This is a genomic window from Bacillus sp. MYb56 (assembly GCF_002976445.1).
In the GTDB taxonomy this organism is placed as follows: domain Bacteria; phylum Bacillota; class Bacilli; order Bacillales; family Bacillaceae_G; genus Bacillus_A; species Bacillus_A mycoides.
In genome coordinates this window covers 1-13,494 of record NZ_PCOH01000029.1, presented here as the reverse complement: position 1 = coordinate 13,494, position 13,494 = coordinate 1, and the positions used below count along the sequence as shown (strand labels likewise).

11 protein-coding genes and 3 tRNA genes are annotated in these 13,494 nt (G+C 37.3%); 2 read left to right on the top strand and 12 right to left on the bottom strand.

Annotated elements, in window-relative coordinates:
- Positions 1 to 24 precede the first annotated feature (24 nt).
- Positions 25 to 159: a hypothetical protein gene (locus tag CQ058_RS32415; RefSeq protein WP_000911073.1), complete on the top strand. Its 135-nt coding sequence runs from the start codon at positions 25 to 27 to the stop codon at positions 157 to 159.
- Positions 160 to 316: 157 nt separating this feature from the next.
- Here CQ058_RS32415 and glgP read toward each other — a convergent pair whose 3' ends face one another.
- The 8 genes from glgP to CQ058_RS24895 all read right to left on the bottom strand — a co-directional run bounded on the left by glgP (position 317) and on the right by CQ058_RS24895 (position 11,319).
- Positions 317 to 2,725: a glycogen phosphorylase gene (gene glgP / locus CQ058_RS24930; RefSeq protein WP_002015802.1), complete on the bottom strand. Its 2,409-nt coding sequence runs from the start codon at positions 2,723 to 2,725 to the stop codon at positions 317 to 319.
- Between the two features lie 18 nt (positions 2,726 to 2,743).
- A complete protein-coding gene (gene glgA, locus CQ058_RS24925) occupies positions 2,744 to 4,174 on the bottom strand; it encodes a glycogen synthase GlgA (RefSeq protein WP_002191045.1) in 1,431 nt (476 codons plus the stop codon).
- A gap of 113 nt (positions 4,175 to 4,287) precedes the next feature.
- Positions 4,288 to 5,322 (bottom strand): glucose-1-phosphate adenylyltransferase subunit GlgD, encoded by a 1,035-nt coding sequence (gene glgD / locus CQ058_RS24920; protein ID WP_002015798.1) that lies wholly within the window; start codon positions 5,320 to 5,322, stop codon positions 4,288 to 4,290.
- Positions 5,323 to 5,340: 18 nt separating this feature from the next.
- Positions 5,341 to 6,471: a glucose-1-phosphate adenylyltransferase gene (gene glgC / locus CQ058_RS24915; protein WP_002089246.1), complete on the bottom strand. Its 1,131-nt coding sequence runs from the start codon at positions 6,469 to 6,471 to the stop codon at positions 5,341 to 5,343.
- Positions 6,419 to 8,356, bottom strand: coding sequence for a 1,4-alpha-glucan branching protein GlgB (gene glgB / locus CQ058_RS24910; protein ID WP_078205273.1), 1,938 nt, complete (start codon positions 8,354 to 8,356; stop codon positions 6,419 to 6,421). The genes glgC and glgB overlap by 53 nt, the downstream gene beginning before the upstream one ends.
- Positions 8,357 to 8,990: 634 nt before the next feature.
- Entirely contained in the window at positions 8,991 to 9,935 is a 945-nt protein-coding gene (locus CQ058_RS24905) for an L-lactate dehydrogenase (RefSeq protein ID WP_000715348.1), read from the bottom strand.
- Between the two features lie 468 nt (positions 9,936 to 10,403).
- Positions 10,404 to 10,574 (bottom strand): hypothetical protein, encoded by a 171-nt coding sequence (locus tag CQ058_RS24900; RefSeq protein WP_002067841.1) that lies wholly within the window; start codon positions 10,572 to 10,574, stop codon positions 10,404 to 10,406.
- A gap of 145 nt (positions 10,575 to 10,719) precedes the next feature.
- Entirely contained in the window at positions 10,720 to 11,319 is a 600-nt protein-coding gene (locus CQ058_RS24895) for a TetR/AcrR family transcriptional regulator (RefSeq protein ID WP_002067839.1), read from the bottom strand.
- 323 nt (positions 11,320 to 11,642) lie between these two features.
- Here CQ058_RS24895 and CQ058_RS24890 point away from each other — a divergent pair, with 323 nt between their 5' ends.
- Positions 11,643 to 12,866 carry an MFS transporter gene (locus tag CQ058_RS24890; RefSeq protein ID WP_002192379.1) on the top strand — a complete coding sequence of 408 codons (1,224 nt, stop codon included), beginning with the start codon at positions 11,643 to 11,645 and terminating at the stop codon, positions 12,864 to 12,866.
- A 30-nt stretch (positions 12,867 to 12,896) separates the two neighbouring features.
- Here CQ058_RS24890 and CQ058_RS31910 read toward each other — a convergent pair whose 3' ends face one another.
- The 4 genes from CQ058_RS31910 to CQ058_RS24875 all read right to left on the bottom strand — a co-directional run bounded on the left by CQ058_RS31910 (position 12,897) and on the right by CQ058_RS24875 (position 13,434).
- A complete protein-coding gene (locus CQ058_RS31910) occupies positions 12,897 to 13,052 on the bottom strand; it encodes a hypothetical protein (RefSeq protein ID WP_165690453.1) in 156 nt (51 codons plus the stop codon).
- 135 nt (positions 13,053 to 13,187) lie between these two features.
- Positions 13,188 to 13,259, bottom strand: a tRNA-Glu gene (locus CQ058_RS24885).
- Positions 13,260 to 13,265: 6 nt separating this feature from the next.
- A tRNA-Ser gene (locus CQ058_RS24880) sits at positions 13,266 to 13,356 on the bottom strand.
- Positions 13,357 to 13,359: 3 nt separating this feature from the next.
- A tRNA-Asn gene (locus tag CQ058_RS24875) sits at positions 13,360 to 13,434 on the bottom strand.
- Between the last annotated feature and the right edge of the window lie 60 nt (positions 13,435 to 13,494).

The following is a 13,494-nucleotide window of genomic DNA, read 5'->3' as shown; positions in this document are numbered from 1 at the left end:
TATTTTTGGATGAGGGGACCTTACATGCTAAAATTTATCTTTGCACTTTTTCTAATTGTAATTTTTACGTTTACAGGTTTCTTTACATTTTCATACTTTGCGACGGGAGAATATGGTGGAACAGGTATCATATATACCGCTATCCCATTTCTTTCTTAAGCAAAAAAAGAAAACCGAGCTTAATGAGATTAAGCTCGGTTTTTTAAGTGATTATATTCCTCTTTTAAAAGTGAATACACTTTAGCGTCCCTATACGTATTATTCATTTTTACACTTTGTCTCCATGAATAAAAGTCCCTTCAAAAGGGACTTTCACTTAATACTGTGTAACCGCATTACCAATACTCCAAATCTCATTACTATACTGTAAAATCGTTCGATCACTCGCAAAATGACCAGACTGTGCAATATTTAAAATCGACATTTCTAGCCACTTCGTTCGGTTTTCATACGCTCTACCAACAGCTTCTTGCCTTTCCGCATATGGACCAAAATCTCGCAGAACGAAGTATTCATCATTTTGAATTACGAGAGAATCATAAATCGCTTCAAATTCAGCTCCCGAATGTGCAAAGAAACCATTCGTTAACTGATCTACTACTTTTTTAATATGCATATTGTGGTGATAATAATCACTTGCACGATATCCACCATTTTGATAGTAATGAAGAACCTCTTCCGCTGTTAAACCAAAAATGAAACAGTTATCATCACCGACCCGGTCTTTTATTTCAACATTAGCTCCGTCTAACGTTCCGAGTGTAATCGCACCATTCATCATAAATTTCATATTCCCTGTTCCTGATGCTTCTTTACTCGCAGTTGAAATTTGCTCACTCACATCCGCAGCTGGGAATATATCTTCCGCTAAAGACACTCGATAGTTTTCTAGAAAGATAACTTTCATATATTGGCTTACGTACGGATCATTATTTACTTTCCTTGCGAGTTCATTGATTAATTTAATAATTTTTTTCGCATAGTAATAGCCAGGTGATGCTTTCGCTCCGAAGATAAAAGTACGCGGATAAAATGTAAAACTAGCATCCTCTTTCAAACGGTTATACAAATATAAAATATGAAGAACGTTTAATAGTTGTCGTTTGTAAGCATGTAGTCTTTTTACTTGCACATCAAAAATAGAATTAGGATCAATTGTAATCCCCATTTTATTATGAATACGCTCCGCTAAAATCTCTTTACGCTCTTGTTTTACCTCTGCAAATTTCTCTTGGAAACTCGCATCATGTTGAACTGTTTGCAGCGCTTGAAGCTTAATCGGTTCTTTCTTCCACTCTGTTCCAATCGCCTCTGAAATCAGGTTTGTCAGCTGCGGATTCGCCTTCATTAACCAACGTCTATGAGCGATTCCATTCGTTTTATTATTAAACTTATCTGGATAAAACTCATAAAACAATCGCATTTCACGTTGCTTTAAAATTTCCGTATGAATTTTTGCTACACCATTTACGCTATGGCTACCGACAATTGCTAAATGAGCCATTTTCACAAGATCATGCGCAATAATCGCCATCTCTTCAATACGATGCCATTCATATGGATAACGTTCCCAAAGTTCATGACAGAAACGTTCATTAATCTCTTCAATAATCATATAAATTCTCGGTAATAACGGTTTAAAAATGTGAATTGGCCACTTCTCAAGCGCTTCTGATAACGTCGTATGATTCGTATAAGAAATCGTTTGTGTCGTTATGTGCCAAGCTTCTTCCCATGCTAGTTTTTCTTCATCTAATAAAATACGCATTAGTTCTGGAATCGCCAAAACTGGATGTGTATCATTAATATGAATCGCAATTTTCTCATGTAATTGACGAAGGTCACCATATCTTTCTCTATGCATACGAACGATATTTTGCAAACTTGCTGATACGAGGAAATACTGTTGCTTCAAACGAAGTATTTTCCCCTCATCATGCGTATCATCTGGATATAAAAACTCCGATACAGCCTCTGTTTCACGCTTATATTTCAAAATATCTTTGCAATTTTGCGGGAAAGGAACTGGTTCAGCATTCCAAAGTCTGAGTGTATTTACAGTACTCGTCTCATAACCTACTACTGGAACGTCATATGGTACTGCCATAATCACTTCTGCATTCGTATGCCTGAACTCTAAACGACCATCAATATATAGCGGTTCAACATTGCCGAAATAACTTACTTCTACAGCTTGATCATGCCTTCTTACTTCCCATACGTTTTCATGAAGAAGCCACTGTTCTGGAAATTCAACTTGATAACCATCAACAATTTTTTGATCAAATAAGCCGTGTTTGTAACGAATTCCACAGCCATGACCTGGTAAGTTTAAAGATGCAAGTGAATCAAGGAAACAGGCTGCTAATCGTCCAAGTCCACCATTTCCAAGACCTGCATCTGCTTCCACCTCTTCTAATTGTTGCAAAGAAATCCCAAGCTCAGAAAGTCCTTGTTCACATACATCCCTGATGCCTAAATTTAATATGTTACTTCCAAGCAAACGCCCAAGTAAAAACTCAATGGATAAGTAATACATTTGCTTTTGCTCTCCAGACCGATAACTTTCGTTCGTTGCAATCCATTGACTATTCATATACTCACGTACCATGTACCCAAGCGTATTGTATTGATCACGAGTTGTAGAGTCTTTAAAACTTTTACCATACATCGTCTCTAACTTTTCTAGAAAAGCTGATTTGAAACTTTCAACATGAGTAAACATTTCTTCACCACCTACATGTTATTCCATGAGACTTTTATACAATTTCTTATAGGCAAGAGCTGATTTCTCCCAGCTATAATCTTCAGTCATCGCTTGTTTTACAAGCTTATCCCATACCGGTTTATCTTGATAAAACTCAATTGCACGAAGAATCGTATGTAACATGTCATGCGCATTAAAATTCGTAAAGCTAAAGCCATTCCCAGTTCCAGTGTCCTCATCGTAAGAATGTACAGTATCATTTAATCCGCCTGTTTCTCTTACAATTGGAATCGTGCCATATGCTAGCGCAATAAGTTGTCCAAGTCCACACGGTTCAAACAGTGATGGCATTAAAAACAAATCGCTTCCCGCGTACACTTGGTGCGCTAACGCTTCATTAAACCCAATATATACTTTTACCTTTTCTGGATACTCGTATGCCATCCATTCAAAGAACTGCTCGTATTCAGAATCGCCTGATCCCAAAATAATACATTGTACATCTTCTTCCATTATTTCACGGAATACAGTACGTACTAGATCCAGCCCCTTTTGTTTCGTTAATCGTGTTACCATCGAAATAACTGGTGTATCTTCTTTTTCTGGTAAACCAAAATAACGCTGCAATGCGCGTTTATTTTCATTCTTTTCATCTAGCGATTCTGCACTATACTGAGCCGTAATATATGGATCTGTTTCTGGATTATATACGCTCGTATCAATTCCATTTACAATGCCACTAAGCTTATCATTATATTTTCGTAGCAATCCATCTAACTTCTCACCGAAAAACTCATATTGAATTTCCTCTTTGTATGTCGGGCTAACTGCTGTAATTTGATCAGAAGCGATAATTCCGCCCTTCATAAAGTTCACATTTCCATAAAACTCTAGCTGCTCACTATGAAAATATTCATCACCAAGTTCTAACAAGTCGTACATCACTTCAGGAGGAAATACACCTTGGAACTGCAAGTTATGAATCGTATACACCGTTTTAATATGCTCATATAATGGATTATCTTGATACTTTTCACGTAGTAAGAAATTCACCATAGCTGTATGCCAATCGTGGCTATGGAGAACATCCACTTCGAAATCAAGATGCGGAATACACTCTAAAACTGCTTTTGAAAAATAAGAAAAACGCTCCCCATCATCATAATGGCCATATAGAGAATCTCTCTTAAAATAATATTCATTATCTATTAAGTAATACGTAATCCCGTCCTGCTCACCTTTTAAAATCCCGCAATATTGATTTCTCCATCCAAGGGGAACGCTAATTACTTTATGAAGCGTACACCCTTCTCTTAACTCTTTCGGGATAAGACTGTAGTTTGGAAGTATAATGCGAACATTCACTCCTAATTTTTTTAATTCTTTTGGAAGCGCTCCTGCTACATCAGCTAGACCTCCGGATTTAATAAACGGTACACATTCTGATACTGCAAATAAAATATTCACTTGTTGTCCCACTGCACGAAAAGCTTATACGACTTCCCTTGCAGCTTCCTCCCTTCGAGTTTTCATTTGAATGAATGCTTTAATCAGTGGAGGAAAAACCCCCACTGATTCTTTTAAGAATAACTATTAATCGTACTGTTTTGAATGCTTCCTTTTTCTACAACATATGGCTCATCGGCGTTTCCTTTTAGTACAACACCGTCACCAATTTTCACGTCTTTATCAATAATAACACCGTCTATTATGCAATTATCTCCAATTTGGCTCTTTTGCATAATAATACTATTACGAACAATTGAACCTTTTCCAATTTTAACAGAACGGGAGACAACACTATTTTCTACTTCACCTTCAATAATACTGCCGTTTGCAATCATCGTATTTTTCACTACTGCACCCTTCATATAACGAGTTGGTGGCTCATCTTTTACTTTCGTAAAGATTGGTGCTTCTTTCTTAAATAATTGCTTCCAAATAGAAGGCTGCAAAATTTCTAGGCTATGTTTATAGTAACTTTCAATAGAATCAATAATAGCTACATATCCTGTATGTTCGTACGTAGTAATATGCAGTGATTTCCCACTCTTTTCTCTCACTACATCAAATAAACTGTATTGCTCCACATCTTTATATGTCTCAAATAAGTCTAGCAATAATTGTTTCTTTAACACATATGTTTGAAGCGAAACCCCTTCATGACAAACTTCAGTAATATCTGCAGACGTATGTATATGTCGCTCTAACACCGCTTGAAAGTTTAACGCTGTTACAAGATGGCTATTCGTAATAACAACATATTCTTCTCTGCTTCTTAGAAAATAATCAATATGTCTTCTAAAATGTGCAAAAGATCCAAATTCGTCATGATCACATTGGCAGTTCGGTGGGAATAAAAACAGTCCATCACGCTTTCTATCTAAATCCCACTGTTTTCCTGAACCGACATGATCCATTAAAGAACGATTTTTATGACTTGTAAAAACCGCCACGCTATGAATATTAGAATTCACCATATTTGAAAGCATGAAATCAATGAGGCGATAACGGCCTCCAAACGGTAACGCCGCTAATGAACGATGCCCTGTTACTTTCTTTAAGGAAGGAAAACTTCCCGTTGCATTAATAATTCCTAACATTTTTTCTCCCATTCATTTCATCCCCCTTTTCTATTTTCCTTCAGCAATTAGTACTACATCATCAACATTTTTTTCTGGACGAATTATTGTCCCATCTTCAATAACCATTTCCGATCCAACGATCGCTCTTTCAATCACAACGTTTTTACCAATCTTTGCCCCCGGCATAACGACAGAATCGATTACCATACTACCTTCTTCCACCGTCACTCCTTGGAATAAAACAGAATGCTTCACGTCCCCTTCAATGACGCACCCTTCATTAATAAGTGACTCTTCTACTTTTGCCTGCTGTGCAATATATTGAGGCGGCTCGTTTGGATTTACAGAATAAATGCGCCAATTACGATCGTTCAAGTTCAACGATGTTTCATCGCGAAGTAAATCCATATTCGCTTCCCATAAGCTTTTCACCGTTCCAACATCTTTCCAATATCCTTCAAATGGATACGCCATCAACTTCTTCCCTTCATCTAACAAGAGCGGAAGTACATCTTTTCCGAAGTCATTACTAGATTCAGGGTTTCTTGCATCCATCTCTAAATATTCTTTTAAAATAGCCCAGTTAAAAATATAAATTCCCATTGATGCAAGATTACTTCTTGGAAATTGCGGTTTCTCCTCAAATTCAACAACTTCCATCTCTTCATTTGTATTCATGATGCCAAAGCGACTTGCTTCATCCCACGGCACTTCAATAACAGAAATCGAAACGTCCGCTTCTTTCTCAATATGGTAATCTAGCATTTTGCTGTAATCCATTTTATAAATATGATCGCCTGATAAAATAAGGACATATTCTGGTTCATACTGACTTAAATAGTTTAAGTTTTGATAAATAGCACTTGCCGTACCTGTATACCACTTCACACCTGAAGACTCCGCATAAGGAGGTAACACAGTGACTCCACCGTTTACACGATCAAGATCCCAAGCATTTCCGATTCCAATATAATTATGAAGTTCTAACGGTTGATATTGTGTTAAAATCCCCACCGTTTCAATACCGGAGTTTGCACAGTTACTTAACGTAAAATCAATAATGCGATATTTACCACCAAATGGAACAGCTGGCTTGGCTAAATTTTTTGTTAATGCACTTAAACGACTACCTTTTCCCCCTGCTAGTAACATTGCTACGCACTTTTGTTTTTGAGCCATCTTGTTTTTTGCTCCCCTTTCTCGTCTTCACTGGTCGTAATATGGATACGCCAAATGGTGGAATTGTAATTTCTACATGTGCCGCTTGATTATGATATGGCTCTAGAATCGTCTTGAGACGTTTCTTATTAACTTGCCCCGATCCGCCATATTGCGCCGAGTCACTGTTTAAAATTTCGTTATAGTACTCGAAATCTGGTACACCTACTTTATAGTTTTCATATGTAGCTTTCGTAAAATTACATACGACAACTAACGCATCTTCCTGCTTATCCCCTTGGCGGATAAACGAGAAAATACTTTGCTCATTATTATTAGCATCAATCCACTGAAATCCTTCAGGCGAGTGATCTAACTGCCAAAGTGGTTTTGAGCGCTTATACAATGCTATGAGCTCTTTAAAGTAATCATGCATATTACGATGCATTTCAAAATCATGTAAATTCCAATCTAAATCTTCAAGGTCTTTCCACTCATCAAATTGCCCGAATTCTCCACCCATAAAGAGTAATTTCTTACCTGGATGAGTAAAGAAATATCCATATAATAAACGAAGCTGAGCAAACTTATCCCAGTAATCTCCCGGCATTTTATTTAATAACGACTTTTTCCCATGAACGACTTCATCATGAGAAAGCGGCAATATGAAGTTTTCAGAGTGAGCATATATTAAAGAGAATGTCATTTTCTCATGAATGTATTTCCGGTACTCTGGCGCACATTCCATATATTTCAGCACATCATTCATCCAACCCATATTCCATTTATAATTGAATCCAAGTCCACCCTCGTATGTTGGAGCTGTTACAAGTGGCCAAGCTGTTGAATCTTCCGCTGTCATAAGAAACTCTTCATCTTCTGCAAACACGGCTTCATTTAACTCTCGTAAGAAAGAAACAGCATGTTCATTGCTTTGCTCTTTTCCTTCTTTATTCCAGTACAGCATATTCGCAACTGCATCTACCCTGAAACCATCAATATGGAAATGCCTCATCCAAAATAACGCATTTGAAATTAAGAAATTACGTACTTCTCTTTTCCCTAAATCAAAATTAACAGTTCCCCATACAAGGTTTTCTTGTACGTCTCTATCTTTATATTCATAAGTCGGTGTCCCATCAAACAAATATAAACCGTGAGCATCTTTACAAAAATGCCCCGGCACCCAATCTAAAATGACACCGATTCCATATTTATGACATTCATCGACAAAATACATCAAATCATGTGGCGTGCCGAATCTACTTGTCGCTGCATAATATCCTGTTCCTTGATATCCCCAAGAACGATCATATGGATGCTCAACAAGCGGCATAATTTCAATATGTGTAAATTGATGTTCCACCACATACGGAATGAGCTCCTCGGCCATTTCTCTGTAAGAATACAGAGCGCCATCCTCTTTCTTTTTCCAAGAACCGAAATGTAATTCATAAACTGTCATCGCTTCTTTATAAATCGATTTTTTCTTTCTCTTACGAATCCAGTTTTTATCATTCCATTCATATCCCTCTATATCAAAAACTACAGATGCCGTATTTGGTCTTACTTCTGCATATACTGCATAAGGATCCGCTTTTAAAATAACGTCACCATCCATCGTTTCAATCGCATACTTATATATATCATTCTCTTCAATATGCGGTACAAACAAGGACCAAATCCCCTCTTCTGTCACTTGTAGCATCTTATGTTGCTCATAATCCCATTCATTAAAATCCCCAACAACACTCATTGCTTTCGCATGAGGAGCCCATACTGTGAATCGTACACCTCGCATCCCATCTTCCGTCACAATATGTGCGCCAAAGATGTTATAACTGTCATAGTACTTTTCTGTATGAAACTCATCTCGTTTCACTTCTTCACAATTTATTACATCCAATATGTTCACCTCACTAAGATGACAGAAATTTTTTACTCTTTATCATTTCTGCGAAAAACTGAAATATCCTTGTTATTTTTTAAAAAATATTCGTTTTTTTCTTAAATTTCACTTAAAATATTCACATTCTCCGTGTAAATTATCGAATTTTGACGAATATTCATTGCAAACGCTTTATTCCCCTTACTATTTCTCACCTTGCATTGTTGCTCAATATTTATTTTATTGGTTTTTCTCCATTTTTCACGCCATTTCTCACGTAAAATACATGCGAAATAATCTATTGTTTAAAAATATTTCTCAACATTTTTTGTCCCAAATTTTATCACTTCCCGACGGAAAACTCCCACCTCAAGGAATATCTAATGAGTATGCGGGAGATAAATGCCGTTTTGGAAAAATCGCCACAAGGTTAACTCCTAAAGAATAAGGTGAAACTCTGCTCGCAAATAGTGGGATAACGCACAAAAGCACTCTATTCAAAAATAGAGTGCTTTTTCTATAAACGACCCTTCTCCAGCAAAAGGGGTATATTGGGGATATACAAGGGAAACCGGAAAAGGAATTTATATTAAATTATATAAAAACTCAGAGGTAGGAAGCAGTTTCCCGCCTCTGAATTATTTAGCAATTATTATAGTACTGGTGCCATTGTTTCTTTTAATACTTTTACAGAATGAGCGAATTTCGCTTTTTCTTCTTCATTTAGCTCAAGTTCTACGATTTCACGTACACCTTCGCGGTTAATAACAGCTGGAACACCTACGAAAGCATCTTTCTCACCATATTGACCTTCAAGGTATGCAGATACAGTTAATACGCTGTTCTCGTTGCTTAAGATCGCTTTAGTTACACGAAGTAGTGACATACCGATTCCGTAGTAAGTTGCGCCTTTACGCTCAATAATGTGGTAAGCTGCATCGCGTACATTTTCAAAGATTTTATCTAAATCTTCTTGGTTATACTGTTCGTTGTTCGCTAAGATTGTTTCTAGTTTTTGTACACCTACAGTAGCGTGGCTCCATACTGGAAGTTCAGTGTCACCGTGCTCACCAACGATGTAAGCATGAACGTTACGTGGATCTACATCTAAGTAGTCACCTAACATGTAACGGAAACGAGCAGAGTCTAAAGTAGTACCAGAACCGATTACGCGCTCTTTCGGTAAACCAGATTCTTTCCAAGTTACGTAAGTTAAAATATCAACTGGGTTAGTTGCGATTAAGAAGATTCCATCGAATCCGCTATCCATAATGCCGCGAACGATTTGTTTAAAGATCTTTGTATTTTTCTCAACTAAGTCTAAACGAGTTTCGCCTGGCTTTTGTGGTAATCCAGCAGTGATAACTACTAAATCTGCATCTTTACAATCTGCATAGCTACCGCTCCAAACTTTTGTTGGTGATGGAGAGAATGGTACCGCATGGCTTAAGTCCATTGCTTCCCCTTCTGCTTTTGCTTCATTAACATCTACTAGTACGAATTCTTCAGCTACACCTTGGTTGATCATTGAGTAAGCGTAACTACAACCTACAGCTCCTGTTCCTACTAATACTACGCGATTGATACCTTTTTTCATGTTAATTTCCCCTTTCAATTGTTTACATCTATTTTTTATTATTGTTTAAGTAATTAATTAAAATACTAATTTAATGTTGTTTAACTTCTTTACATACATATTGTAGCACGGATTATTGTGAATTCTTTCACAAATTATGACCTATTTGTGAACTTTTTCACATAGAGTGTAAAATGATTAGATCAAGTGTGGAATCAATACCAATGAGGATGTTTTATAAAGATTGTGAATCGAAATAAACAAGTTTAATTACCACTTTAAAAATGTTTTTACCCCTCTCCATTTTTAGCAACGTACAGATAATATCGTTTCATCAATAGAAGAAATAAAAGAGTAGCCTCAAACTACTCCTCATGCAGTAACACACTATATAAACGAAACTGGGCATTTCTTCCCTGATGCCCTAAGCATATGGAAATCTATTCTACAAACCATTTTCCAAGATACAAGTAAGCAAAACGTAACATATTAAACTTCCAGCTGATCTACTATGAGAAGAATAAATACAACAACAATATCTACCCCAGCTAAAATACCAAAGTAAAATCCCTCAACGTTGAAGAAAAATGCAACTGGTGGAAACAATATTGTTTCTACTCCAAATAGAATAACTACTACACCTACTCGTCTTGCTAACACCCTTTCATTCTTTTTTCAATATATTACTTCCTATCCATATAAATAAACAGCCTGCTAATGCGAAAGGAGCAAATAAATTAACATGCGCTGTATCACCTCCATTTTAACAATTACTGTATATCAATTTTAAAAATATCCGTTAAGATCATGCATTCATTTCTAACACCAAACCATTCAATATAAGTGATAGGCTATGTAAAGCTTTAGACAACTGTGCCTCGGCATCTTCAGAATTCGCAATCCAACAAGCGAGGTCCACTAATCCCCCATTTATGAGCCGTGCTAAAGCTTCACAGTCTGTTTTTTCAATAATATGCTCCTGCATCAATTGCAGAAGCATATTACCCATTGTTGCTAAACATTGTGACTGTGATGATTGATAATAGCTAGTTCCTAATACTGCTGGTGCATCCCGAAGTACGATTCTCTGAATTTCTGGATCAAGTGCCATCGTTAAATAAGCTCGACAACGCCCAACAAATCCTTCCCAATTTCCTTCCGCCTCATCTGATACTTTCCGTAATTTATTATCCATTTCCATATCAATTTCTTTTACAACTGCTTCTAGCAATCCTTTTTTATCGCCAAAATGATGATAAATTGCACCACGCGTTAAACCGACAGATGCAGTAAAATCATCCATAGATGTGTTTACATATCCAACTGTACCGAAAGCCTCTCTTGCTGCACTCAGCAATTTAGCGCGTGTTTCAATGATCATTTCTGCTCTTGTTTTTTTAACCATCTTTTCCTCCTACTTCTATTCATTCTCTTTATTCAAAATGAATCCCATTATAGTATCGTTCTCTATGTAAAAGAATAACTCCTTTGAATGTCAGCTCTCTATCCAGAGATAAAACATTTCAATTGACATACGCACCGTATGTTAATATGATATTGGCATACGGTGCGTATGTCAATTATTTCTAGCTTATAAGATAATCTAACTTCTTACTTATACCCTAAATTGACTCACTGTCCCTTTTTATAGAAGGTATTAACGACACAGAGGAGGAGTTACAAGAATGAAGAATGTATATGTAAACGTCAAATACTTTGGTGATTATTATGTTTAATTCCTACCGTGAGATTTTCAGTGCTTCTGGTACAAAAGGATTCTCATTAGCAGGCTTTATAGCTCGGATGCCCATATCAATGATGGGGATTGGTATTGTTACAATGTTATCTCAGTTACGTGGTGACTATTGGCTTGCCGGAGCCGTTGCAGCCACCTTCACATTATCATCAGCTTTACTAGCTCCTCATATTTCTCGTATGGCTGATCAATTAGGGCAATCTCGTATACTTCTTCCGACTACAGGTATCAGTGTTTTCTTTACGATTCTCTTACTTCTATGTACGAAATATGAGGCTCCTTATTGGACGCTATTTCTATCCGCCTTATGTGCGGGTTGTATGCCAAACATGTCGGCCATGGTACGTGCACGTTGGACTAAACTATACCGTGGATCTCATAAATTGCATACAGCATTTTCCTTCGAATCGGTCGTCGATGAACTTTGCTTCATCATTGGTCCTGTATTATCCGTCAGTTTAAGTGTTATGTTCTTCCCAGAAGCAGGACCACTTTTATCATGTGTTTTTCTTACAATCGGGGTATGCCTATTCACCATGCAAAAAAGCACAGAACCACATGTACATCCCCACGACATTACAAACAAAGGAACAGTATTTAAAATTGATACATTACGAGTGCTTGTATTCACACTCATCGCTATAGGTACTATATTTGGCACAATAGATGTAGTTAGTGTGGCTTTTGCTGAGCATCAAGGAAACACAGTAGCTGCTAGCTTTGTGCTTTCCGTCTATGCAATCGGTTCATGCCTGGCAGGTCTTATTTTCGGCACTCTTAAACTCAGTACTCCACCATATAATCAATTTTTAATAGCAGTCACACTATCAATGGTAACAATGCTGCCACTAGTTTTCGTAAACACTATTGCTTGGCTAGTAGTTATTGTTTTCTTTGCAGGCTTATCTGTTGCCCCTACTATGATTATTACTATGGGACTGGTGGAAAAAATCGTACCTGAATCAAAAATAACCGAAGGAATGACCTGGGCAATTACAGGACTTGGTATTGGAGTCTCTCTAGGATCAGCGGTAGCTGGTTTAGTTATTGATACTTTTGGAGCTCGCGCAGGATTTAGTGTGGCTATTATTGCAGGAGGCCTTGCCTTAACTATTGCACTTTTAGGATACAAAACTCTCCACTCCGCATATAGTCATGCTGTTATGAAACCGGATGGGCATTCAGCGGAGAGTTAAAACATATTCAAAAAATAGGATTACCTCTTCTTATGTATAAGAAGAGGTAATCCCATTTAAATTAATATAACTTTTTTGTATCGTATCTTGAACGATATCCTCTGCTTCTGCTGGTGTTACTCCAATTTTAAGCAAATATCTATAAATACTTTTTGATGTTTCTATAATGACCTTTTCATACTCCATCGCTCTCTCCTTTCTATTAGTTAGACGGTTCAAATAGAAAAAAGTATACAAAAATCTATAAAAAAAAGCAGACTATCAAAAGTCCACTTTTATACAACAAAAAAGAGATAGCAGATTATGCTATCTCTTTTAGTATGACCCGTACGGGATTCGAACCCGTGTTACCGCCGTGAAAGGGCGGTGTCTTAACCACTTGACCAACGGGCCAAAATCTGGCAGAGAAGAAGGGATTCGAACCCTCGCACCGCGTTCGCGATCTACTCCCTTAGCAGGGGAGCCCCTTGAGCCACTTGGGTACTTCTCTATATGGCTCCGCAGGTAGGACTCGAACCTACGACCGATCGGTTAACAGCCGATAGCTCTACCACTGAGCTACTGCGGAATAATTATGGTGGGCCTAAATGGACTCGAACCATCGACCTCACGCTTATCAGGCGTGCGC